Source organism: Enterocloster sp. OA13 (assembly GCF_022440595.1).
Taxonomy (GTDB): Bacteria; Bacillota; Clostridia; order Lachnospirales; family Lachnospiraceae; genus Enterocloster; species Enterocloster hominis.
The window spans coordinates 4,954,436-4,979,496 of record NZ_JAKNTF010000001.1 but is presented as its reverse complement, the minus strand read 5'-3'; the positions used below and the strand labels follow the sequence as shown (position 1 = coordinate 4,979,496).

Annotated in this window: 15 protein-coding genes; 14 read left to right on the top strand and 1 reads right to left on the bottom strand. The window is 46.6% G+C overall.

The window, feature by feature from the left end; genetic code table 11:
• Positions 1-176 precede the first annotated feature (176 nt).
• From rlmD to MCJ35_RS21975, 4 genes are all read left to right on the top strand, one after another.
• On the top strand, positions 177-1,604 hold the full coding sequence (rlmD, locus tag MCJ35_RS21990; protein ID WP_025485270.1) for a 23S rRNA (uracil(1939)-C(5))-methyltransferase RlmD: 1,428 nt from the start codon (positions 177-179) through the stop codon (positions 1,602-1,604).
• A 47-nt stretch (positions 1,605-1,651) separates the two neighbouring features.
• On the top strand, positions 1,652-2,305 hold the full coding sequence (locus MCJ35_RS21985) for a hypothetical protein (RefSeq protein ID WP_025485271.1): 654 nt from the start codon (positions 1,652-1,654) through the stop codon (positions 2,303-2,305).
• Between the two features lie 433 nt (positions 2,306-2,738).
• Entirely contained in the window at positions 2,739-3,677 is a 939-nt protein-coding gene (locus MCJ35_RS21980) for a virulence RhuM family protein/type II toxin-antitoxin system death-on-curing family toxin (protein ID WP_025485272.1), read from the top strand.
• 339 nt (positions 3,678-4,016) lie between these two features.
• Positions 4,017-6,737: an EAL domain-containing protein gene (locus MCJ35_RS21975; protein ID WP_025485273.1), complete on the top strand. Its 2,721-nt coding sequence runs from the start codon at positions 4,017-4,019 to the stop codon at positions 6,735-6,737.
• A 268-nt stretch (positions 6,738-7,005) separates the two neighbouring features.
• On the opposite strand, the gene MCJ35_RS21970 is transcribed toward MCJ35_RS21975, so the two are convergent.
• Entirely contained in the window at positions 7,006-8,454 is a 1,449-nt protein-coding gene (locus MCJ35_RS21970) for a GntR family transcriptional regulator (RefSeq protein WP_008720238.1), read from the bottom strand.
• Positions 8,455-8,866: 412 nt separating this feature from the next.
• Between MCJ35_RS21970 and MCJ35_RS21965 the strand changes: the two genes are divergently transcribed.
• From MCJ35_RS21965 to MCJ35_RS21920, 10 genes are all read left to right on the top strand, one after another.
• Entirely contained in the window at positions 8,867-10,975 is a 2,109-nt protein-coding gene (locus tag MCJ35_RS21965; RefSeq protein WP_025485275.1) for a putative bifunctional diguanylate cyclase/phosphodiesterase, read from the top strand.
• 321 nt (positions 10,976-11,296) lie between these two features.
• Positions 11,297-13,402 carry a diguanylate cyclase gene (locus MCJ35_RS21960; protein ID WP_025485276.1) on the top strand — a complete coding sequence of 702 codons (2,106 nt, stop codon included), beginning with the start codon at positions 11,297-11,299 and terminating at the stop codon, positions 13,400-13,402.
• 190 nt (positions 13,403-13,592) lie between these two features.
• Positions 13,593-16,769: a hybrid sensor histidine kinase/response regulator gene (locus MCJ35_RS21955; RefSeq protein WP_025485277.1), complete on the top strand. Its 3,177-nt coding sequence runs from the start codon at positions 13,593-13,595 to the stop codon at positions 16,767-16,769.
• A gap of 18 nt (positions 16,770-16,787) precedes the next feature.
• Positions 16,788-18,950: a sensor domain-containing phosphodiesterase gene (locus tag MCJ35_RS21950; protein WP_025485278.1), complete on the top strand. Its 2,163-nt coding sequence runs from the start codon at positions 16,788-16,790 to the stop codon at positions 18,948-18,950.
• Positions 18,951-18,975: 25 nt separating this feature from the next.
• The gene (locus MCJ35_RS21945) at positions 18,976-20,649 is read left to right on the top strand and encodes a methyl-accepting chemotaxis protein (RefSeq protein ID WP_025485279.1); all 1,674 of its coding nucleotides are present in this window, start codon (positions 18,976-18,978) and stop codon (positions 20,647-20,649) included.
• Positions 20,650-20,971: 322 nt separating this feature from the next.
• Positions 20,972-22,471, top strand: coding sequence for a methyltransferase domain-containing protein (locus tag MCJ35_RS21940; RefSeq protein WP_025485280.1), 1,500 nt, complete (start codon positions 20,972-20,974; stop codon positions 22,469-22,471).
• A gap of 83 nt (positions 22,472-22,554) precedes the next feature.
• Positions 22,555-22,911 (top strand): hypothetical protein, encoded by a 357-nt coding sequence (locus MCJ35_RS21935; RefSeq protein ID WP_008720217.1) that lies wholly within the window; start codon positions 22,555-22,557, stop codon positions 22,909-22,911.
• 67 nt (positions 22,912-22,978) lie between these two features.
• A complete protein-coding gene (locus MCJ35_RS21930; protein WP_168164722.1) occupies positions 22,979-23,143 on the top strand; it encodes a hypothetical protein in 165 nt (54 codons plus the stop codon).
• Between the two features lie 141 nt (positions 23,144-23,284).
• Entirely contained in the window at positions 23,285-24,286 is a 1,002-nt protein-coding gene (locus MCJ35_RS21925; protein ID WP_034577462.1) for a nucleotidyltransferase domain-containing protein, read from the top strand.
• Positions 24,286-25,056 carry a nucleotidyltransferase domain-containing protein gene (locus MCJ35_RS21920; RefSeq protein ID WP_025485283.1) on the top strand — a complete coding sequence of 257 codons (771 nt, stop codon included), beginning with the start codon at positions 24,286-24,288 and terminating at the stop codon, positions 25,054-25,056. The genes MCJ35_RS21925 and MCJ35_RS21920 overlap by 1 nt, the downstream gene beginning before the upstream one ends.
• Positions 25,057-25,061 lie beyond the last annotated feature (5 nt).

The window sequence follows — 25,061 nt, the reverse complement described above, 5'->3', positions numbered from 1 at the left end:
GGGTAGTGTAAGGATTGTGAGGAGTGTAGGGAGTGCGTATAGTGTAGGGATTGTGAAGAATATAGGGGAAATGTAGATAATGTAGGGACTGCGAGGAGTATAGGGAGTGTAGATAATGTAGCGGTTATGAGTGGTATAGGAATTTCGAATAATAGTTGGGAATGGAGAATTTGAAAATGGAAAAAAATCAGGAATTTACTGTGACAATAGAAGACATGAATGAGGATGGAGCCGGCGTGGGCAAGCTTGATGGTTACATCTGGTTTATTAAGGATACGGTCATTGGCGATGTGGTGCGGGCAAAAGCCATGAAAATGAAGAAATCCTATGGGTTTGCACGGCTTATGGAAGTGCTGGAGCCTTCCGCCGGCCGTGTGGAGCCACCCTGTCCGGTGTCCCGCCAGTGCGGGGGTTGCCAGCTTCAGGCCATGAGCTACGAAGAGCAGCTGCGGTTTAAGGAGAATAAGGTGCTGAATAACCTGATGCGGATAGGGAAGTTCAAACGGGATGAGATTAAAATGCTTCCGATTATGGGAATGGAGAATCCCTGGAGGTACCGCAATAAGGCCCAGTTCCCATTTGGAAGGAATAAGGATGGGGAGATTATTGCAGGATTTTATGCCGGAAGGACCCATGATATTATCGGGAATGATGACTGCCTTCTGGGCGTGGAAGAAAACCAGGAGATACTGGGAATCATAAAAGGATTTATGAAGGAAAATGGACTGGAGCCTTATGACGAGAATGCACATAAAGGGCTTGTGAGGCATGTGCTGATCCGGAAAGGGTTTAAGACCGGGGAACTGATGGTGTGTCTTGTGATAAATGGGAGGACGCTGGGGGGAAGGCTGGAGGACGGTTTAAGGGACAGCCGGGCAGACAGCTTAGCGGATAACTCGGCAGACAGACTGGCGGGATGTTTAGTGGAAAAACTGTGCCAGGTTAAGGGGATGACCAGCATTTCTTATAGTGTAAATATGGAAAAGACAAATGTGATTATGGGAAAAGAGGTTGTTAATCTGTATGGTCCGGGATATATAACGGATTATATCGGGGATGTGCAGTATCAGATTTCCCCGCTGTCTTTCTATCAGGTTAATCCGGTGCAGACTGAGAAGTTATATGGGACGGCCCTTGAATATGCGGACTTAAGCGGCAATGAGACGGTTTGGGATTTATATTGTGGGATAGGGACGATTTCCCTGTTCTTAGCGCAGAAGGCTAAAAAAGTGTATGGAGTGGAAATTATACCCCAGGCCATTGAGGACGCCCGCAGGAATGCGGCGCTTAATGGAATGGATAATGTGGAATTCTTTGTTGGGAAGGCAGAGGAAGTGCTGCCTGAACAGTATGAAAAGAACCAGATACACGCGGATGTGATTGTGGTAGACCCACCCAGGAAAGGCTGTGACACGGTCTGTCTGGATACGATTCTTAAGATGCGGCCGGAGAAGGTTGTGTATGTAAGCTGTGATTCCGCTACGCTGGCTCGGGACTTAAAGTATCTGGCGGATGGGGGATATGTGGTTGGGAAAGTTAGGGCGTGCGATATGTTTCCTGGGACGGTGCATTGTGAAGTTTGTGTGGAATTGCGTAGAAAATAACCATATAATGTCAAAAATATATTGACCATACAAAGGAGGTATTATGAATGATAGATTATGAGGTTATTACAGACGGAGAAAATGGTTGTTTCATTGTAAAAGGGCCTTTTGGACCGAACTCAGTTTCAGTCCAAATTCCTGATGATAATTTATTAAAAAAACAGTTTATTGATATGTTCTTGCATAAAGCAGATATTGAAAGAGGAATTGATTTTTTACAATGTATTTCTAATGATAAACCTGTGACCGTAAATGAGGGACTCTTTATTGCTGGATTAAATAATTGTATGAAATGTTTTAAATATAGTAGTTCGAGAGGCAAATTAGATAAGAAGCAAGTTTTTGATAATAACGAGCAAATACTTGAAGAATTTACTGATTTTGAAAAAATGCGAGATAAACATTTTGACCATGATGAAAATGGAATGCTACAAGCAGTTGCGTTTTTATTGATTGATTCGGAAACCGATAATACTTTTTCTGGACCACCATCAGTTGTATGGAATAGAGCAAGATTAAACTATTATTTGGCTGGAGCAAGGCTACAAGAGATCATGCAATATGTAAGAAATTATATTGCAACACAGATTGATATAATTGGAAATCAGATAATAGATTACTACAAAGGTTATCCAAAAAATGAATTAATAAAGTGGGAAACAGCACGAATTAAGTTGGCCTCAGATAAAGTTAAGCGTTAATAATTAACTGCTTCCGCCAAGGCTCAATCACGCCTTCCGGGAATCTTTTTCACACCCTCAACACATGTGGAGACTGTAATAATGATGCGGAATTGTGGCTTGAAAGGGAAATAGAGAGCCAAACCACAAAATATAGTGGCTTTGGAAAAATAGATCAAAAAATAGCTGTTTTTTGATCTGTTTTTTAGCTATACCATAAAGCCAGGAGGTTGCGAATAGTTTTAATCAAGAAAATTGAAAGAAGCGTTGTGTGTAATAGGGAATACGATGAAAATATCATAAAAGATAATGTGAAGAAAATAGATGCTTATGAAAAACAGTTGATAATTTGTTATACTGAAAAAGGGAGATGCCAAATGTACCAACGGTATTGATTCAAAAATGTTTTAGACATGCAAAATAATTAAGACAGGGGTTAAGACAGGGGTATTTAATGGATAAGAAGGAAATTGTTTTATTTACAGATGGCAATGTTGCGTTAGAAGTACCCATGACGCCGGAACAGGATACCGTTTGGTTAAACCGAAATCAGATGGCCGAATTATTTGAGCGAGATGTAAAAACGATTGGAAAACATATTAATAACGCTTTGAAAGAGGAATTGCTGGATCAGACCGCAACTGTCGCATATTTTGCGATAGTTCAAAAAGAAGGGGAAAGATCCGTAATGAGGCAGGTTGCTCATTATAATTTGGATGTTATTATTTCTGTAGGATATAGAGTAAAATCCAAACGTGGCATCGCATTCCGCAAATGGGCAAATAAAGTTCTTCGCGATTACATAGTAAAAGGCTATGCAGTCAATGATAACCGCATGAATCAATTAAAAGAGGTGGTGCGGATTATGAAACGTTCAGAAGAACAGTTAGATGCAAAACAGATTTTATCAGTGATTGAAAAATATAGCTTAGCCCTGGAGTTATTGGACGCATATGACCACCAAAATATGAAGCGGCCGGAAGGCGGAAATACTATTTATCTGCTTTCTTACGAAGAATGTAGAAAATTAATTGACAGTATGAGCTATGGAGGCTCCAGTGATGTTTTTGGCAATGAGAAGGATGATTCTTTTAAGGGAAGTATTGGGGCAATTTACCAGACCTTTGCAGGTCAGGAAGTTTATGCATCTTTAGAAGAAAAGGCAGCAAATTTGTTGTACTTTATTACAAAGAATCATTCTTTTTCAGATGGGAATAAAAGGATTGCTGCTGCTATTTTCTTGTATTTTATGGATAGGAATCAGGCGCTGTTTCGGGATGGCGAAAAGGTGATTGCTGATCATACGCTGGTGGCATTGACAATTATGATTGCTGAATCAAAGCCAGAAGAAAAAGAAATGATGATTAGTGTGATTATGAATTGTATAAAGTGATTAAGAAATAGTAGGTTCCGCCCAGGATTAGGGCTTTCTGAACTTTGGATAGTGAATGATTATTGCATCAAATAGCAAAGGAGCTTTAAGTCTGTCTTTGTCGCAGATTTAAAGCTCCTATTGTTACTTCAAACACACCCTGGGTTACCCAAAGGTCAGAGGGGATTGGCTATTATAACCCCTGATTTTAGTAGAAAGAGCGGCAAAACTTTGTTGCTTTGTATTGGGATTCAGGTTACAATTAAAACATTAATATCGTGGAAATTCGGTATTTTGCGATTGCTGTGTCATACGGTTACCGGCGATTGAATCGATATGGAAGATGGGGAGACTAAAACAATGAAGACGAAGCGGGGATTTCAACTGTATACCGGGATGTGGCTGCTTGCAGTCCTGCTTTTGGTAGTGATGCTCTTATGGAATGTAGGTGATGCCCGTATTATCAATTATGCTGGATTAGTCCGCGGTGCCACGCAGCGTCTGGTGAAGGAAGAGATGAGTGGTAAGCCAGATGATGAGCTGATTGCGCGTCTTGATGGAATCATTTATGATCTCCAAACCGGTAAGGGGGAATATGGTCTTACAAAGAATAACAATAAGCAATTTCAGGAGCAGCTAAATGAATTGGATGGGATTTGGAAGAATATTAAAGATGAAATAAATTTTGTACGTTCTGGGAACACCTCCGATACAAGGCTGTATGATTTAAGCCAGCAGCACTTTGAAATGGCAGACCGTTTGGTGCTGCAGGCAGAACAAGACTCAAACCACAAACTAATCAGTTTTATTTTGGTGTACTTTTTCATTCTGTTTCTCTCCATAGTCGTTTTCTTAATTGTAAATAAGCGCAATCAAAGAAAATTAGAGACGGCTGTATCTACAGATAAACTGACCAGCCTTTTGAATCGGGCCGGCTTTGAGTCTGCTGCCACGGATTTACTGCGCCAACAGGCCAAAAGCAGATTTGTTATCGTGGCATTCGATATTGACAATTTTAAGATGATTAATGATTCAATTGGATATGTCCAGGGGGACCAGCTTCTATGTGCCCTGGCTTCGGCGTTAAAAAGCTGGAAAGCTGGGAACTATCTATGTGCCCGTCTTGACGCAGACGACTTTATCCTGCTGGCTGAAGCAAATGAAGCAATCATACCTGAATTACAGGATATACTGGAGCATACTACAAAATCACAGGTATTTCTGGAGCCTTTTGGCGGTGTTGGTTTTACCTATGGGGCCTATCAGATTCAAAACAACGGGGAACTGATTAAGACCATTATGGATAAGGCTAAAATGGCACACAAGGCAGCAAAGGCAGCCGCTGATAAATCGCTGGTCTGGTACGATGGGAAGTTGCTGGAAAAGCTGACTCAGGATCGTAAATTAAAAGAGCAGTTACAGCATGCTCTTGTCAATCAGGAGTTTGGGTTGTATCTTCAACCCAGAGTGGAACTGTCCAATCTAAGAATCGTTGGAGCTGAAGCGCTGGTGCGATGGGAACTGCCTGGACAAGGCACCTTGTATCCCGACTCATTCATCCCATTGTTCGAGGAGAATGGTTCCATTGCAGACTTGGATTTCTATATGCTCAAAAAGGTTTGCGGATATCTGCATAATCGTCAGGAGCAAGGCCAGGAGCTGTTTCCTATCTCAATCAATTTTTCACGAGTCACCCTATATTACCAGGCATTTTACGAGACCTTCCACAGCATTGTAGATCAATACCCGATTCCCTATGACTGTATTGAAATTGAAGTGACAGAGAGTGCCTTCAATGATATTGCGGATATAGTTCTCCAAATGCTGAACAGACTGGATGAAGAGGGTTTCCCCATTGCTATGGATGATTTTGGATCTGGTTATTCCAATATGAATCTGCTGGGCAGTCTTCCTCTGCGGATTATCAAATTAGATAAAGTATTTTTGCAGGAAGCGGACATACATGACAGGGTAAAGGGGATTATCATCTGTGCGGTGGAATTGGCCCATACTATGGGAGTACAGATTGTGTGTGAAGGAGCGGAAACGGAACCGCACGTAAACTTCCTGCGTGAAATCGGGTGTGACTTTGCACAGGGCTATTACTTTACAAAGCCCATCCCACAGAAAGCATTCGATCAGAAATATCCGGTGTTTGGACCACGAATCATGTTACCCCCGCGCCGCATGGCCAAGAGCGGGAATTCCATGGTTCCGAACTGGGAAAAGAGAAGTAAGCGGATGTTTGAAGAGGTTTTGGCAGAGACATATCCAGGTTTCCTGAGCCTTCGTAATGAGCAGCATCAAATCGTATATTTGAATCAAAATTTCCGGGACTGGATTGCAAAGTATACGGATGTGGATTCGCTGGGAAAAACCAATATAGACCTGGCAGCAATTGTACCGGAAAATGTGGCAGATACCTTTATGCAGTGCCACGATGGAAGCCTTGACCTGCAAAAGGAGCAGAGCAACCGAACCGGTGTCAAGAAGCTGTTGGAATTTAAAGGGGCAGTGGGTACCAAAGAACCATCCCAGTATTTTGATGCGCTGAAGTACTGGGTAACCCTTGATGGGGCGAAGTATATATTTACCGTTGCCTATGATGTGACAGAGCTTTATCAGGAGGATATGTTCAATCTGCAGAATGCGCTGACGGATAGTTTGACCGGCGCACAAAACCGGCGCTACCTGGAGATGCATTCAGAACAATTTTTTGGACACTATGCAGCAGTCTTTGATTTGGATCATTTTAAGGCTGTTAATGACCTTGAAGGGCATCTCATTGGGGATAAGGTCCTGCGTGATTTTGTCAACTTTATTCGGGAACAGGTGTCTGGCGTCATGGCGATGATCCGACTGGGTGGTGATGAGTTCCTTGCCATTTTCCAAAGTGGAGAGACTGCTGGTGGCGTTTCCGAAGCACTAGAGCAGGCACGGATCCGGTATGAGGTAGCCTACCGCCAACATGGAAACCTTTCCTTTAGCATGGGAATCGGTCAACTTGGTAAACAAATTGATGCTGCGTTAGATGAACTGGATCAGCTTATGTACAAGGACAAGCAGCGCAATCAAAAATAATGGAGTATGGTTTGAAAGAATCCCGCAGAATAAAGAACTTTTTTATAGATAACGAGGACCACCCAATGTTTGAAGATGGAATAGCGCATAAAAGTAGTAATTAAGAGTATTCAAGATAAAAATTCATTTGGGTAATTAATGTTCATGTGGGATAGTAATCAATGGATGTGTATGATAGTTTAGCGTAAAGCCGGATTGGCTTTACGCTTTTTTTGGATGCTATCCAGTTTTCCCCATCCCATCCCCACTCCCATAACCACCCCACCCCTTAATCAAGTAACGGCAGCATAATCGCATCAGCCTCATGAATACCGCCAGCAATCAGTTTCTCTTTCCCAGCCTTAAAAATCTCAAGGCCCAGGCGCTGCAGCTCTGTTGCAAATAGCTCCGCATCTTTTTCTTCCAGGCTTTTCAGCAGGATTAAGGTTGATTGGGAATCGAACCTGAAATCATAGGGCTTCAGATCATTAAGTGGATAACCGAGATATTGAAAGTGCATCAGTCCGCCCAGTATCTGCCTTAAAGCTGGTGACTGCGCATTCTCGTTCAGCAGGCTGAAGCAGATGCCGAAGGTCATGTAGTAATCCTTGGAAGTAAGAATGTTTCGCAGCCAGGATATCGCCCCTTGAATGGAACTATCCGTAAGCGTAGGAAAAACAGACCGTGCCACATCCTTACAGATTACCAGGATGACCTGCACACTCTGCAGATATTGGAGCAAGGCTTTTTTCAGATTGGGTGTGGTAAACTTGGAAATCGGCGCCGGATTATCCAGTCCCACCAGCACGCGTGTCCCTTTTCCCGGGATGGTCTCCACAATCCCAATGTCGCTGAGTATCTTAACGGCGCGGCGGACCGTTATTAATGGCGCAGAATACTGTTTCGCCAGGGAGGCAAATGACGGAAGGAATTCCTGGTTCCCAAAGGACGAATAAATCTGCCGGAGAAGTTTCATGGCCAGATTAAAATTGACCAGCGGACGCTCCGAGAAATAATTCCATTCATATGGAATTGGTTCAACCGGATGCTCAGGCGGAAGCAGCGAGTCATGATACAGGCGTACCCATTCAATCTGTTTCTGGTACAGGCGTACCAGCAAATCTTTTAGCTGTCCGTAATCAGACGTCTTACACAGGAAAAGTATCTGTGCGGTTTCCCTTTTTAAATAGGTCATATAACCATAAATAAATGCCTTATCCCCCAGGTGCATGATTGTAGTGTGCCCAAAGAAACTTGTGCTTAAATATAAGTTGAGAAACAGAGGATTTCCCAGGGCCTTCAGGATATGGAAGAAAAATTCGAAGAACGGATATTCATTATAGGGTGACATCCGCTCAAAGATTTCAGTGAGCTTTTTAAAATCATCATCATCACATAGTTTCAGGCCCTGCAGCATGACATCCGGCCAGATCAGCAGCATGGCATCACACAGGTCCAGGAGTGCAGCTTTTGTGGCATAGCTGTAAGCCCTGTATTCTGCCCTGCATGCCTCTTCTTTGACATCATAAGTTACAATCGCACTCCGTCCCTGGCTCAGGGATACATAATGGTCTTCCTGAAGAAGCCTTAACGCATTATGGATTGTGGCGCTTGAAACATTAAAGGTCCTGCATAGTTCAGGTACCGTGGGAAGACTCGAACCAGTAGGATACAAGCCAAAATGAATGCAGTTAAACAGATGTCTGTAAGCCATATTGTATAAATTTAATTCATCCAAGGTTTTTCATCCTTCCAAAAACATTGTTTATCATATTTTTATATTTTATCATTTCCATATCATTATGGATACTATTTTCTTGAATTATTTTTGGACATCGCTTATAATGAAAAATATCAATTGAGCATAATAAAATATATTTAGAACAGTTTTGCAAGCCGCGTTTGGGAATAGCGGTCCAGGTAAAGGGCTTATATGGAAAATGTTCCTTCATTGTTGCTATCCCTCTGGGATATCAGGATGGCTTACTGCCTGAAGCAGTGGCTGGCAGTGGATGGCAGGGGGTGCCGGAAGCCGGGCGTGCTTACTTTTTTGGTAATGCATGCTGGGAAATAAGCCGGTACTTCCGCCCTGCTATTTATGTAAGAATAACCATTATGAACCATCAATTGTAAAAGGAGGGAATGGGAAAATGCAACAGTCCGGGCGAAGCCAGTTGGGGAAAAACTTTGTGGAAGACGATGAATATAACCTGCTGATGACTTCCATGCGCGTCAGTGTGAGCAAACACCTGCTGGATGACCATTTTACAGTTGTGTGGGCAAACGATTTTTATTATGACCTGATCGGGTATCCAAAGGAAGAATATGAGGCTGTGTTCCATAACCAATGCGACCTCTTTTTCCGCAGCAATACAAATGATTGGGAGGGGATTGTGGCGGCTGCCATGGGGGCGCTAAAAGCCGGTGAACCGCGCTACGAGCATATTACAAGGATGCGACACAAGGATGGGCATATGATGTGGGTCCGGCTGGTTGGGACGTACACGGAGGATGTTGTTGACGGATATCACATTGCCTATACCGTGATGAGTGATGTCAGCGATATCATACGGATGCAGAAAGAACAGACCGTTACCTATAACAGCATTCCTGGTTTTATCGCAAAATTCAGGATTAGGGAAAGCAGGATAGAGCTTGTGGATGCCAATGAACGTTTCCTTTGTTTTTTTGGCCATCGGGAGCAGAATACCCTGACGAACCTAAGCACACCTGAAAATGAGGCGGAGCTAAGGGAATGCTATCCCGCCATGCGAGGAGGAAAACCGGTCCGGTTTACCATGGAGGCGCGGGATAAGGAAGGAAATGCTGTCTGGCTGCAGCTGAATGGTGACTGTATTGATTGGATTGACGGCGATCCGGTCTACCTGATTGTATACATCGATATTACCGACCTGACGCGGCAGCGGGAACTTCAGAAGGAAACCAACATGCAGCTGGAGCGGCTGGCGTTCACGGACCCGGTGACAGGCGGTTACAACCGCACCTGCTTTGAACTGAAGGCAGGGGAAGGGGTCAGGGCGGCCCCGGCCGGCACCTATGCCCTGGTCTGGATGGATGTGCAGAAATTCAAGCTTCTCAATGAGATGTTTGGCATTGAAGGCGGAAACCAGACATTGAAATACATACATGACGTAATCCGCGGCTGCCTGGAGCAGGGGGAATATGTGAGCCGTACCTCTGCGGACAACTACAGCCTTTTGCTCAAGGCCTCCCCAAAACAGGAAATGGAGGCACGCTTAAACTCCATTGCCGAGAAGGTCAATCATTTTAACAAGGATGCGGAGGAGAAATATATCCTTTCGCTGACAGCGGGAGTCTACTATGTGGAGGACCCAAAACTGCCAATCATGCAGATCCAGGACCGGGCAAACGTGGCCCGGGAGAACATCATCAGGACAGCGGATGCAAAGCTGTGTCTCTGCATGTTTTACTCTGAGCTGGATCAGCTGCGGCTGATGCAGGAGAAAGAAATTGAAAACCGGATGCGTGATGCACTTGAAAAAGAACAGTTTGTCGTCTACCTTCAGCCGAAGCAGTCCCTGCGCAGCCAGTCCATCGCAGGAGCGGAAGCGCTGGTGCGGTGGCTTGACCCGGAGAGAGGATTAATCCCGCCCAAGGATTTTATCCCCCTGTTTGAAAAGAACATGTTCATTGTTAAGCTGGACCTCTATGTGTTTGAGCGTGTGTGCGCCCTGCTCCGCAAATGGATTGATCATGGCGAAAATCCGGTGCCGGTTTCCGTGAATATGTCCCGTGCCCATCTGTCTGACCGGGATTTCTTAAAGCGGTATGAGGAAATCCGTGAGCGGTACGGCGTCCCGGCAGACCTGCTGGAAATCGAACTGACGGAGACACTGGTGTTTGGGAACCCGGATGTGCTGATGCAGGTTATTGATGCATTTCATAAATGCGGTTACCGCTGTTCCATGGATGATTTTGGCAGCGGCTATTCCTCGCTCAATGTGCTGAAAGATATAGATATTGATTCCATTAAGCTGGACCAGGCGTTCTTTGGTTCTGAAAAGATGGACAATCCGAGGGAACGAGATGTAATAACATCCGTGATTGAACTGGCGGCCAAGCTGAATATGACTACGGTTGCAGAAGGCGTGGAAACAGATGCACAGGAAGATTTCCTGAAAGGGACTACCTGTGATCTGCTTCAGGGTTATATATTTTCCCGTCCGGTACCTCCGGAGGAGTTCGAGCGGATGACGTTTGGAAGAACGCTTTCCTAAGCCCAGGCCGGGGCGGTATGGGGGATATTCCTATGGCCTTGTCTGATATACAACCTGGCCGGGAAGGGGATATATGTATGACGGTATCATTATTCCATATTGATAATTTATATGTCTGGGATTTGGAAGGGGGCGTCCGTTTGGCGTCCCCCGATATGGTTTCTGATCAGGGTCCTGCAGGGAAGTGCATGACCAGCTGTCCTCAAACGGGACGATGCAGATAAGCCGCAGTGGCCGGCAAGACGGCTTGCTCCCACACAGGGGCTGTTAAACTATACGGTTGGGCATTGGATGATGGCCAGGATTTGGAGATGAGAAGGTATGGATGAACATCACAGCATATCAGGTTTTCCGGGAGGACTTGAGAAAAAATATGCAGGCGGGATCCTGGACTCAATAATGGACATGGTTCCGGGTGGTCTGGTTGGAATCAGTTTTGAAAGCCGGGATATTTTATTTGCCGGCGGCTGTATATTTGATATGGCAGGTTATGGGCGGGAGGAGATTCAAGTCAGCTGTCACCACCGATGTCTGGATATGATTGTTTTTCCGCAGGACCGGGAATGTGTCAAAGCCTTCATTACGGCGCAGTCCAATGCCAGCATGTCTGGACAGGCCAAAGCCATCAGCGAAACGGAACTTGGCTTCCGTATCATGAAAAGGGATGGCGGCCTGATGTGGGTCAGGGCATTTGCAGGCAGGCTGCCTCACTCCCCGTGGGGATCCTGTCTGCTCCTGTACCTGCTGGATGATACGCAGCGGATGGAAGCAGCCTGGGACGCTGAAGGGATGCGGCGCAAGATGGGTAACCTGATGAACACCATTCCCGGCGGTGTGGCGCGTCTCTGCCTGTCTGACAACAACCGTATCGTGATGGCAACAGACAGGTATTATGCCCTGACCGGCTACAGCAGGGAGGAATGCGGACAGGCGCCGATTTATGGAAATGCCTTAAATTTTGTCCTGGAGGAGGACCTCCCTAAGGTCAATGCAGCTATTGATAAACTAATCAGGAACAACAGTGCCGTCAGTGTGGATTACCGCATCCGTATGAAAAATGGGGACGTTTCGCAGAATACAGCCTATTGCTCAAAGGTTGAGCAGGCCGGGGACCAGATATATATTGATATCATTGTCCTGGACTCCACCCTGTTGGAACGGTCGGAGCGCAGGCTGGCGGCCCTTACCAACAGTATCCCTGGAGGCGTGGTCCGGCTGCATGTGGATGACGACATTTATATCGATTATGCCAACGAGGGATTTTACCGCCTGGCCGGGTACCCGGAAGATGAATTCAACGGTGAAGGGATTCACCGGCGTTATACCCGTATCATTCTCCCGGAGGACAGGGAGATGGTACTTGACCGGGTAAAAAGTTTTGTTGCCAGCAGGAGGGATTGCCCCTCCCTGGACTACCGCATCCTCACGAAGGCCGGAAAGGTGCGCTGGATGCGGGCCAGTGCGGCACGGGTGCCCGGCGGTCTGGAAGAGAAAAACTCTGTGCAGTGCGTGCTTATTGACATTACTGAAAGCAGGCGGGCGGAGGAGGAGTCGCTTATCAATGCGGAGAGGTACCGGATCATTGCTGAACAGGCCCAGGATATCATTTTCACCTGGAACCTGGGGGATGGAAGCATCCACTTTTCCCCTGTTTTCGAAAGTAAATTCGGCTTCCCGCCTCCTGCGCAGATATATGACCGGGTTTTTGAAGAAGACCGCCCTATTGTGGATGAGGCTGTCAGCAGGCTGAAAGCCGGTGAATCCTATGTCGTGATAGAATACCGCTTTCGTGCTGGACAGGGCCGGCTGATCTGGTGCCGGACCCGTATGACGGTCATCCATGGCAGTGATAAAAGGCAGAAGCAGGTGGTGGGGATTATTATTGATATTGATGAGGATAAGCGGGCAGCTGCCCAGATGCAGAAACGCGCGGAAACAGACGCCCTCACCGGCCTGCCGAACCGCGGTACGGTTCAGCAATTGGTAGAGTCGCATCTTAAGCACTGCGGTCCGGACCAGAATCATGCCTTCCTGCTGATTGACATTGACAATTTTAAATGGGTCAACGATACCTTCGGCCATCAGCGGGGGGATGAAGTCCTCTCGGATGCCTCGGCCCTGCTCAGGGAACAGGTCCGTCCCTGCGATGTGGCCGGACGCCTGGGCGGGGATGAGTTTGTGGTCTTCATGGATGATGTTCCCTCCGTTGAACAGGTAATGGAAATAGCGGCCCGGCTGGGTGAGCTGTTTAACCACTCCTTTTCCTTTGGAAAAGACCCTGGTTCTGTTTCCATCAGCATTGGGATTGCGCTGTCTCCGGCGCATGGAACGACATTCGATGAACTGTACCGGAATGCCGATAAGGCGTTGTATGAATCTAAGAACCATGGACGGAACCGATATTCCATATACTCGCCTCCTGGATAAAGAGGGACGGTGAGGGAGGAAGGGCACCTGTTCACAGGAGGGGATGGCGACGGAGCCGGGGCGCCTGTTTTCCGCCAGGGAAGATAGGATTTATTAGTGCCACAGGATATTAACGCCATAAGATATTATCGCCATAAGATATTAGCGCCAAAAGATATTTACACCAGAAGATACGATGGAGGAGAGCCAGGTGGAAATCAATTTAAGCTATGAGCAACTCAATAACGAATACAGTATGCTGATGGGAGTTTTGGGCGCCAGTGTCAGTAAGCACCTTATGGATGAGCACCTTACCTGCATCTGGGCCAACAACTACTATTATGAGCTGATTGGTTATACCAAGGCTGAGTACGAAGCCCGTTTTCAAAACCAATGCGACAGGTACTTTGAAACCAACCCGGAGGGGTGGAAAATGCTTACGGATAGGATAAAATCCAGTCTGGCAGGCGGGGAAAAAGGGTACTCGGTCTATTTGCCCATGGTCTATCCGGATGGTTCCCCATTCTGGATTAAGCTGCAGGCTGCCTTTACAGAGGAGTATATGGACGGGTACCGGGTCGCCTACACCACCATGGTTGATGTGACGGAAATGATGCTGGCCCAGAAAGAGCAGATGCGCGCACAGCAAAACTATGAAACAATGACACGTGAGCAGGAAATGCTCATGAGCGCGCTCAATGTCAGTGTCAGCTCGCATCTGGTGGATGAGCATTTCACCTGTATCTGGGCCAATGAATTTTACTACAGACTGATTGGTTATCCGAAGCCAAAGTATGAGTCCCTGTTCCACAACCATGCGGATGAATATTATGCCAATAACCCGGAAGGCTGGGACCTGCTTACGAGGAAGGTCACATCTGTGCTGGAGAAGGGGGAGGATAAATATGAAATGATTGTCCCCATGAAATACGAGGATGGCTCCAGCTATTGGGTAAAGCTGGTCAGCTTTTTTACAGATGAATATGTGGATGGTTACCGCACCTCCTACACGGTCATGACAGATGTGACAGAGCTTGTTCAGACGAAGAATGAGCTGGAAATGATGATGCGGGCTATGAAGGTCAGCGTCAGCAAGCATAAGGTGGATGAGCATTTCTCCGTGGTCTGGGCCAATGATTTTTATTATCAGCTCATCGGGTACACCAAGCCCGAATATGAGGCCAGGTTCCATAATCATTGTGATGAGTATTTCATGGATAACCTGGAGACCTGGGATATCCTCTGCAATAAAATAGACAACATGTCCGCTGCGGGGGAGGACAGCTTTGAGACATATCTGCCGCTGAAGCTCCCGGACGGCTCCTCGCGCTGGGTGAAGCTGGTGGATTTCTTTACCAATGAATATCAGGACGGGATCCAGATGGCTTATACCACCATGATTGATGTCACCGAACTGCTGCAGGCCCAGCAGGATAAAAGCGTTGCTTATGAACACGTCCCCGGTTTTATTGTCAAGTACCGGGTCTTACCGGACCGGCTTATCATGATTGATGCAAGCAGCCGCATCAAGGATTTTTTTGATGTGGATCTGGAGCATCTGGCTGATACTGATTTTATGGGGGTTTTACAGCCCGAGAGCCGCCAGGTCATTGAGGCCCTGCTCCCGGAATTGCGGAGGCGGGAGGCACTGGAACTGGATGAATCCATCCGTGTCAAGGATAAGCATGGCAGGGACTGCTGGCTGCAGCTCCATGGCACCTGTATTGACGCCATTGCCGATGATCCGGTTTACCTGGTGGTGTTTATTGACATTACGGATATTACAGAGCTTAGAAAACTCCAGCACCAGCTGGAAGAGCGCACGGAAATGCTCAATACGGCACTGGAGGCCGCCAAGCTGGCGAACGCGGCCAAGTCGGAGTTCCTCTCCCGGATGAGCCATGATATACGTACACCCATGAATGTGATTGCCGGGATGACGGAGATTGCCGACGCCCACCTCCAGGATCCGGAACGTGTAAAGGACTGCCTGCACAAAATCCGGCTCTCCAGCCACCACCTTCTGGGCCTGATCAATGATGTGCTGGATATGTCGCAGATTGAAAGCGGAAAGGTGTCCATACATATGGCGCCCCTTTCGCTGCCTGATTTAGTCAGGGAGATTATCATGATTACCCTGCCCAATGTCCGTGCAAAGCGGCAGAAGTTCAAGGTTCATTTAATGAATGTCAGACAGGAGCATTTTTACAGCGATGAACTGCGTCTGCGGCAGATATTATTGAACCTCTTATCCAACGCCTCTAAATTCACGCCTGAAAATGGACAGATTGTATTTGAGGTGGAACAGCTGGAGAATAACGCTGCCCTCTCCTTTACGGTTTCGGATACAGGACCCGGCATAAAGGAGGATTTTCAGGAACATATTTTCGAGACGTTTGCCCGGGAACGCGATAGCCGCACCGACCGGATTGAAGGCAGCGGCCTTGGCCTTGCCATTGTGAAACGGCTCACGGAGCTGATGGACGGCGACATTATACTGGGCAGCCTGCCGGGACAGGGGACCACGTTCCGTGTGACGCTGCCGATGCAGCACATTCCGGTTCCTCCAATTGAATGTATTGATGAATGTGGGAATATTCTGCTGTTGGATACAGATCCGGTTGTCCTAAAAGATGCACAGCAGGCCCTGGGCGGCCTGGGGGTTGGGACAGACTGCGCAGGAAGCATCAGTGAAGCGCTATCCCATATCCGTGGTCGTCAGAAGGCTGGAGAAAGCTATCAGATGGTGATTATGGATTGGGAGCTGCTCCGGCGGGATGGTTCAGCTGTGGTAGAACAGGTCCGGAGGGAAGCTGCGGGGGAACCGCCGCTGCTGATTATATCCGCCTACGATTGGAGCGAAATCAAAAACGGGATAACTGCCAGTATCGATGGACATATAGAAAAGCCCTTTTTCCAATCCACATTCAGGAACTGCATGATGAAGTATTTAAAAGGTGAGGAGACATCAAGCCAGGAACCCAAAACCTATGATTTGCATGATAAGACAATCCTGCTTGTAGAGGATAATGAGCTGAACCGGGAAATTGCCATGGAGCTTTTGGGCGGCTTTGGAGCCAGGCTGGAGGCCGCGGTAAATGGCGAGGAAGCAATCAGGCTTTTTCAGGCGAGCACTCCCGGCTACTATTCCCTGATCTTAATGGATATACAGATGCCGGTGATGAACGGTTATGAGGCTACCCGTGCAATCCGGGCGCTTAACCGTACAGATGCCGTAACGATACCGATTATTGCAATGACAGCCGATGCTTTTGTTGAGGACATCCGGAATGCAGAGGCCGTCGGGATGAACGGTCATATGGCGAAGCCTTTAAGTTTTGATACCCTTGCGTTGGAAATAGAAAAATATTTAGTCCCTGCAGTCTGATTATCCGGGAGGTATACTGTGAACGAAACTTTTTTTGAACGATTTATTATAAACCAGCAGAATCTGGTGGCCTATGCTACGGATACGGATACCAACGAAGTAATATATATGACACAGGCGGCAGCCTCCCTATACGGATTCGAGCATGCGCAGGATACTTATGGAAGAAAATGCTATGAGTTGATTCAGGGACTGGACAGTGTCTGCCCATTCTGTACAAACAGTAAACTGGCGCCAGGCCAGCCATATCATTGGGAGCATTATAACGGAAAGCTCCGGATGTGGTTTGACATCACGGATATCCTGGTTTTGTATGAAGGGAAATATCGCCGGCTTGAAATTGCGCGGGATGTTACTGCCCAGAAAGAAAAATTCGACCGTGTTTCGAACCGCCTTACAGTGGAAGAAACATTGGTGGACTGTATTCAGACACTTTCCAGTGAAGCAGATGTCAACGCGGCGGTGAACCGCTTTTTGGAGACCATATGCCGCTTTTATGCGGCTGACCGGGCATATATCTTTGAATACAGAGAAAACCACATTGATAACACCTTTGAATGGTGCGTCCCTGGTATTTTGCGTCAGATAGAAGTTTTAAAAAATATCCCAATGGAATACATCAGGGACTGGAATCACAAATTTAAGATTGACGGAGAGTTTTTTATTACCTCCCTGGATAAGGACCTGGCAGTTGATTCACCTGATTACCGTATCTTAAAAGACCAGGGGATTGAAAGCCTTGCCGCCGCCCCGCTTAAGAAAAATGGTCAGATAATCGGTTTCCTCGGTGTTGACAATCCGACAGAGAGCACGGAGGATCTATCCCTGCTCCGTAGTGTATGCAGCTTTGTATTGGAGGAAATGGAGCGGCGCCGGCTGATCCAGACCCTCGAATTATTCAGCTATACGGATTTACTAACTGGCCTCCAGAACCGGAACAGCTTTATAAAAATGTTGGATAAGCTTTCCAATCAAACCCTGCGTTCCTTAGGTGTCATCTATATCGACATCAATGGAATGAAGAAAATCAATGACAGCAATGGCCATGAATATGGCGACCAGGTGATAAAAAAAGTGGCAGATATCCTGAAACTGCACGTGGAATGTGAAGCATACCGGGTGGGCGGAGATGAGTTTACGGTGCTTTGCCCCAATATGGATAAACAGGACTTTCAGGCGCTTACAGAGAAGCTGATTCAGGATTTTGATAAGAACAAAGAGTATGACGTATCCATTGGCCATACCTGGAATGAAGGGAATGTATCGGCTGACGAAGAAATCCTGAAGGCTGATGACCTGATGTATGCAGAAAAGCAGCGGTATTACCATGCCATCCTGCAAGGTGACAGAATGGCACGCGCAGGTATTGCCACGGAGCTTTTAAGGGATATTGCCGACCACCGCTTTGAGGTCCATTATCAGCCTCAGATCTGCCTTAAAACCGGGCGGATTATCGGTGCGGAAGCCCTGGTGCGGAAAAGGAGCAAGCGGGGAAACTTAATCCTGCCGGATCGTTTCATTCCCCATTATGAAAGGGAGCGTGTAATCTGCCATTTGGATCTATTTGTATTCCAGACCGTCTGTGCCGATTGGGAGAACTGGAAGAAGCAGGGGATTGAAACCCATATCTCCTCTAATTTTTCCCGTGTTACACTGATGGCCTCCGATGTTGTGGGCCAAATCAAACAAATCTGCCAGGAATATGGAGTTCCTGCGGAAAAGATTACCATAGAGGTAACCGAAAGTATCAGTAAATTGGATCCGCAGCAATTGATTGACTTAATGAACCAGATTGCGGCGGAGGGATTTTCTGTTTCATTGGATGATTTTGGTTCAAAATACTCCAACCTGTCTATTCTGACTACACTTGATTTTAATGAGATTAAATTTGACAAGTCTCTGGTAGATAAATTAAGCAGCGATGCAAAGAGCCGCATTGTCATGAAAAACACGATGCAGATTTGCCGCGAGCTTCCCATGACACGCTCTTTAGCGGAAGGGATTGAGACGGTGGAGCAGCTGAATCTGCTGCATCAATATCATTGTGACCATGGACAGGGCTACTATTTTGCCAGACCGATGAACGCGGAATCATTTTTGGAATTATTAAAGAAGGAACAAATGCTGGGAACCTCTGTTTTGATTCAGTCTGATCCATATGGAACGGGGAAAATGGAATGATTCGGTAACAGGAGGAAAAATAGCTATGAAGAATTTTAAAGTCAGTAAAAAACTCACGATTTCTTATGCATTTGTTCTGAGTTTATTGGTAATCAGCATTGCCGTGAGTATTGGAAACTTAATAAGTATCAGGAAAAAAGTGGAGGTGTTCTATAATGGCCCCTTCAAAGTCCTGAATGCGGCGAATACGGTTAATTCCAGTTTTGAGGCAATGCAGAAATCTGTATTTCGTGCCATCGCCAGTACCAATCAGGCGGATACGGAGCAGGCGTTAAATAATGCCAGGGCGTGTGAAAGCAAGATCCAGGAACAGATACCTATTATCCAGAAAGATTTTTTGGGAGACCAGGCAATTGTGGATCGGCTCCAGGCGGCGCTGACTGAACTCGCGCCGCAGCGTGAGCATGTCCTGGGACTTGCGGTGCAGGATCAAAAGGCAGAAGCTGCTGCCTATATGGAGGCAAATAATATCATAACCATCCATAAAGCACAGGCGGAACTGGATGAACTTATTGAAATAGCGGACAAGAAAGCAGATGCATTGATTATGAATCTGCGCGCCGCGCAGACAAAATTTATTGTTGTATTGTCTGTGTTGGGGTTAGCCAGTGTACTTGTAAGCGTTCTTTTTGGAGTCTATATCACCCGCAGCATTACCAGACCGATTAAGGAACTGGAATCTGCAGCCAGGCAGATGGAGCAGGGACATCTGAAAATTGATGTAAAATATACATCAAAGGATGAGTTGGGAAGCCTTTCAAACAGTATGCGGCAAATGTCAGACAAGATTTCCTATTACATGGATGCGATTTCCAGGGTTATGCAGCAGCTGGCCGACAGCAATCTGAAAATACCGTGCTATGATGATTTCCAGGGGGATTTTCGGCCGGTACAGGAGTCCCTGTTTATTGTACTTAATTCTCTGAATGAGACCATTTCAGAAATCAACATGTTCTCAGACCAGGTTGCCAGCGGGGCAGACCAGGTTTCCAACGGTGCACAGATACTTTCGCAGGGTGTCATAGCCCAGGCCAGCTCGGTGGAAGAACTGGCAGCGACCATGTCAGAGATATCCCAGCAGGTGAGGGAGAATGCGGAAACCTCACAATTGGTAAAAACAGCGGCAGGTGAAATGGGCGCAAATATTCTGGCCTGTAACCAGCAGATGCAGGAAATGAAACATGCGATGGAAGAAATCAATGCAAACTCTACGCAAATCAGAAAAATCATAAAGACGATTGATGATATCGCGTTCCAGACCAATATATTGGCCCTCAATGCCGCTGTGGAGGCGGCCCGGGCTGGTGAATCAAGCAAAGGATTTTCCGTGGTGGCTCAGGAGGTGCGCAACCTGGCAACCAAATCATCAGATGCTTCAAAGAGCACGGAGGCATTGATTGAGCAGTCTCTCTCTCTGGTTGATTATGGAACAAAAGTAGCGGAAGAAACCGCAGCCTCGCTCATGAATATAGCTGGTGGTACCGATGATATGATATCTAAAATAAACCAAATCGCGGAGGCTTCAAAAAGGCAGGCAGCCGCGACTGAAATGATTTCCGCAGGCATCGACCAGATATCCGAAATAGTTCAGACCAACTCTGCCACTGCAGAGGAGTCAGCCGCCGCGTCCGAAGAACTCTACGGACAGTCCCAGGTTCTGAAAAGCAGGGTAAGCCGCTTTAGGTTAAATGACGTATGAAGAAAAGTATTCATTGCAGAGAGTCACAGCAGATGTATATAATATGCTTCCTGGTTGTGAATTGTCTGAATACAATTTCCTCATGGGTTTTGATACAAGGAAAAGATAAAAAATCCATAAATACGGGTAAGAGGGGGCAAGGAAATCATATTGTCCCTTCTTTTTCTTCTATTAAGGGAAAAGATGCGCTATAATATAAGACATGCATACTTATTTATGTGTCTTACAGGAGGGATATATGTTTCCTGGCTTTTCCACGGATGATTAAATAAGGACAGCAGTAACAGCGGTAACTATAAATATAATAAACGCAAGGAGAACTATGATACAGGAATTATGGGAGCAGATCCAGGATGGACAGGAAGTAAGACAGAATCTCAGTAAAATCAGGCAGGAAATAAAGGACAATGGGGAGCGGAGGAAGCTTTCATCCCTTTTGGAAGGCAAGGAGGCGGTCCTTATCAACCTGCTGCAGTCGGAAGATGCCAAGACCAGGAAGAATGCAGCGCTGCTGATGGGGGATTTGAGGAATCCGTTGTTTTTGGCGCCTATCTGGAAGGCATATCAGGAGGATGGGCAGAGGTTTGTTAAGAGTTCCTACTTATCAGCCATCGGCAACTTTGATTATAGGGAGTATATGGATGCCATAAAAGAGCAGCTGGCTGTGTTGGGAAAAGAAAAGGTTACGGAAGAAAACCAGAAGCATGTAATGGAAGAAATGAGGAAGCTATCCTTCCTGATTGTCCACATAGAAGGGGTTTCCGCCCATAAATTCATTGGCTGGGATAAAGCCTATGACATCTTTCTGATTACCAACCGGAATTACCGGGAGCTGACCGCCGGTGAACTGATGGAGCTGGAGCCAAATGCGAAAATAAAGCTTATGGGAGCCGGGATCATGGCAAGGGTTACCAATCTTAACTGGATTAAGGGAATCCGCACCTATCAGGAGCTGCTGTTTGTGGTAAGGGGCATGGAAACCAGCGAAATGGAACCGGATAAGATTGCCCATACAGTGGTTGATTCCCCGCTGCTATCCTTCCTGTCAAAAAGCCATGAAGGAAACCCGCCCTATCATTTCCGGCTGGAGTTAAAGAGTAAGAAGGATTTGGGCCAGAAAAGCGTGTTCCTGAAAAAGGTGGCTTCTAAGATTGAAGCATTATCAGACAGGAAATTGATAAACACAACGGAAAATTACGAATTTGAGCTGCGGTTAATTGAAAATAAGCTGGGGAACTGCAACATCATGGTAAAGCTGTTTACCCTGAAGGACACGCGGTTTTCCTACCGCAGGGAAGTGATCCCCACCAGCATAAAGCCGGTTAACGCGGCCCTGACCGCAGCGCTTGCAAAAGAATACATGAAAGAGGATGCACAGGTCCTGGATCCATTTTGCGGGGTAGGGACCATGCTGATTGAACGCCATAAAGCAGTCCGGGCCAATACCTCATACGGAATCGATATCCAGGAGGACGCCATATTGAAAGCCAGGGAGAACGCAGAGGCGGCAAGGCAGGTCATCCACTTTATCAACCGGGATTTCTTCCAGTTTACACATGACTATCTCTTTGACGAAGTGATTACCAATATGCCCTTTAAGATTGGCCGTCTGACAGATGATGAGGTCTATGATATTTACAAACGGTTTTTTCAGATAATCCCTGACTTTCTGAAAAAAGGTTCGGTTCTGATCCTGTATACCCATAATAGGGAAGATGTGGTCCAGTTAACCTTCCGTACAGGCTTCAGTATCATGAAAAGCCATGAAGTATCGAAGAAAGAAGGAACCCATATCATGATCCTCCGTTACGCGGGGAATTAACTGTCCCATTACTTTTATGGCCGTGCCTACCCAGAATAATGCCAGGCAGCCTCCAATATACTAAATAAAAAAGGCTGAAATAGATGCTGACAAAGCGGTACATCGTTATATTTGCAGGTCTGGGACCGGAAAAATTTACGGAGGATGTCTTAATTAGGACATGGGAAGACGTGGCAGACAGGATATATCTTGAGACTGGGATTTACATAAGCGCAAGGCTGGCCATGTCTTATATGATCTGCGGGGACAGGCGGGGCTGTGAATTAAAAGGCCCTACTGCGGAGTATACATCCGTATGGAATCCTGTGGAAGTGGAAAGCGAGACAGAGTTCCACAAGACATTCATCAGGGTAGTGAAGGGTGTGAGGGAGGTCTTTGACAATCCATATATGGGTATATCCATTGAGGGAATCAATCTGTATTATTTTTTGAAAATATAGGGTCTGTACAAGATTGCCCTGCATACCATCCCGGCCTGGCGGCCATACTATCCCTGAGGTGATGACAATGAAGCAGGGAGAGCAGGAGTCCACGAAGGAACTGGAGGCCCGGGCCAGGGAGGTTGAGACATTTAACAACCATTGGACGGACGGGGAGTTCCTGGGACCTAATACACTGAGACAGAAAAAAGATATCCATAAATACGGGAAAGAGGAAACAGAGGAGTCTTGATGACTCTTCTTTTTCTTTTAATACGGAAAAGGTTACGCTATAATATAGATTAGATAATATAGATGAAAATGATTCATTTTCAGGTAAACATAATACAGGGAGGACAGGAATTTGACAAGACAACCGGACTTCAGACACCTTATGACCATCCCGCGGTATGACTTCTTGAGGACCGAGCCAAGGCTGGGCAGGCGGATTATGCTTCTTGGGCTGGGCGGAAGCCATGCCTACGGGACGAATAATGAAAACAGCGATATTGACTTCAGGGGAATTACCCTTAACATGCCCTCGGACCTGATTGGTCTGACGGAGTTTGAGCAGTATGAGGACAGCGGTACGGATACGGTTATCTATTCATTTAACAAAATGGTGAGGCTGCTGCTGGAGTGTAACCCCAATACATGCGAGATCCTGGGCCTGGACCATGACCAGTACCTGATAAAGTCAAGTCTTGGACAGGAGCTTCTGGACAACAGGAAAATGTTCCTGTCCAAGCGCGCAGCCAAGTCCTTTGGCGGATATGCGGGCGCCCAGCTGCGGCGTCTGCAGAACGCAATTGCCAGGGACTCCATGCCGCAGACAGAGAGGGAACGCCATATCTTCAACTCGGTGACAAATGCATTGGAGGATTTTGAACGGCGGTATGCTGATTTTGACAAAGGCAGTATCCGTCTCTATATTGATAAGGCGGAGAATCCGCTGCTGGAGACAGAGATATTTGTGGATGCCCATTACAGGCATATGCCCCTTCGGGATTATGAGAATATGTGGTCCATCATGCACAGCGTTGTAAAGGATTATGATAAGATTGGAAAACGGAACAAAAAGAAGGATGATAACCATCTGAACAAACATGCCATGCATCTTATCCGGCTGTTCATGATGGCAGTGGATATCCTGGAAAAAGGGGAAATCCGGACAAACAGAAGGTCTGACCTTGATCTGCTGCTCAGGATACGGTCCGGAGGATTTCAGAAGGAGGACGGGACCTTTGGCAGCGATTTCTATGACATGCTAAAGGACTACGAGGAGCGGCTTCTACAGGCAACGAAGAATACAATCCTTCCAGATAATCCGGATATGGAAAAGGTGGAGGCATTTGTGGAATATGTGAACAGGAAGGCCATAGAGGGGGATTACTGATGATAGGAATCATAGATGAGATCCAGATGAAGCTGAAGGAGATTGAAAAGCAGGAGCATGTGACAATACTCCATGCAGTGGAGTCCGGGAGCCGGGCATGGGGATTTGCTTCACCGGACAGTGATTACGATGTCCGGTTCATATACGTAAGGGCCAGGGAGGATTATCTGCGCCTGGATGAGCCGAGGGACGTGATAGAGTGGCAGATGGATGAGGTGCTGGATATCAATGGGTGGGACCTTAAAAAAACGCTGAAGCATTTCCACAGAGGAAACGCCACCCTGTTTGAGTGGGGGAATTCGCCCGTGGTATATAAGACAACAGACATCTGGAACAGGATTCATGATGCCGCTGCCCCATGCTTTTCGGTAAAGGCGGCGGTCCATCATTACTGCGGCACGGCCGGGAACACCTGTGACCAGTTCCTTCAGGAGAATCAGGTCAGATACAAAAAATATTTTTATGCGCTGCGGCCATTGCTGGCCGGGCGTTATATACTGGAGAAGGGCTGTCCGCCCCCGGTACTGTTTGATGACCTGATGAAGATGGAAATGCCGGGGGATTTACGGGCAGGCATTGAGGAACTTCTGGAGATAAAAAAGAGAAGCGGCGAAAGTGAAAAGGGACAGAGGATTCCGGTTATACAGGATTTCATTGAACAGGAGCTAAAACGGCAGAAGGCCGCCGCATCCGTCCTTGCCGATGACAGGATGAACGGCTGGGAAGAGCTGAACCATGTTTTTCTGGAAGTTCTGGAAATGCTGGATTGATGATT

Coding starts and splice junctions, on each gene's coding strand:
- MCJ35_RS21975 (WP_025485273.1), top strand. CDS start 4,017: ATGAAGACGAAGCGGGGATTTCAACTGTATACCGGGATGTGGCTGCTT.
- MCJ35_RS21985 (WP_025485271.1), top strand. CDS start 1,652: ATGATAGATTATGAGGTTATTACAGACGGAGAAAATGGTTGTTTCATT.
- MCJ35_RS21980 (WP_025485272.1), top strand. CDS start 2,739: ATGGATAAGAAGGAAATTGTTTTATTTACAGATGGCAATGTTGCGTTA.
- MCJ35_RS21940 (WP_025485280.1), top strand. CDS start 20,972: ATGATACAGGAATTATGGGAGCAGATCCAGGATGGACAGGAAGTAAGA.
- MCJ35_RS21930 (WP_168164722.1), top strand. CDS start 22,979: ATGAAGCAGGGAGAGCAGGAGTCCACGAAGGAACTGGAGGCCCGGGCC.
- MCJ35_RS21960 (WP_025485276.1), top strand. CDS start 11,297: ATGGATGAACATCACAGCATATCAGGTTTTCCGGGAGGACTTGAGAAA.
- rlmD (WP_025485270.1), top strand. CDS start 177: ATGGAAAAAAATCAGGAATTTACTGTGACAATAGAAGACATGAATGAG.
- MCJ35_RS21920 (WP_025485283.1), top strand. CDS start 24,286: ATGATAGGAATCATAGATGAGATCCAGATGAAGCTGAAGGAGATTGAA.
- MCJ35_RS21935 (WP_008720217.1), top strand. CDS start 22,555: ATGCTGACAAAGCGGTACATCGTTATATTTGCAGGTCTGGGACCGGAA.
- MCJ35_RS21965 (WP_025485275.1), top strand. CDS start 8,867: ATGCAACAGTCCGGGCGAAGCCAGTTGGGGAAAAACTTTGTGGAAGAC.
- MCJ35_RS21925 (WP_034577462.1), top strand. CDS start 23,285: ATGACCATCCCGCGGTATGACTTCTTGAGGACCGAGCCAAGGCTGGGC.
- MCJ35_RS21945 (WP_025485279.1), top strand. CDS start 18,976: ATGAAGAATTTTAAAGTCAGTAAAAAACTCACGATTTCTTATGCATTT.